2 rRNA genes are annotated in these 291 nt (G+C 57.7%); both read left to right on the top strand.

What is annotated here, in order from left to right:
• Window positions 1-107: ribosomal RNA gene (locus C1Y41_RS19755) — 23S ribosomal RNA — on the top strand; the annotation flags it as partial.
• 63 nt (window positions 108-170) lie between these two features.
• Window positions 171-286: ribosomal RNA gene (gene rrf / locus C1Y41_RS19750) — 5S ribosomal RNA — on the top strand.
• The last annotated feature ends 5 nt before the right edge of the window (window positions 287-291 follow it).

Genomic DNA, 291 nt, shown 5'->3' with positions numbered 1-291 from the left:
CGAGAGCCCTGAAGGGACGTTGAAGACGACGACGTTGATAGGCCGGGTGTGTAAGCGCAGCGATGCGTTGAGCTAACCGGTACTAATGACCCGTGAGGCTTAACCTTACAACGCCAGAGGCGTTTTGAGAGACCGATTTTCAGCTTGTTTTGCCGGATTAACAGAATTTGCCTGGCGGCCACAGCGCGGCGGTCCCACCTGACCCCATGCCGAACTCAGAAGTGAAACGCCGTAGCGCCGATGGTAGTGTGGGGCCTCCCCATGCGAGAGTAGGGAACTGCCAGGCATCCA

It is taken from the genome of Pantoea sp. ICBG 1758, from assembly GCF_002928325.1.
Lineage (GTDB): Bacteria > Pseudomonadota > Gammaproteobacteria > Enterobacterales > Enterobacteriaceae > Pantoea > Pantoea eucrina.
The sequence above is the reverse complement of the archived record's forward strand: the minus strand, read 5'-3'. Positions and strand labels throughout refer to the sequence as shown.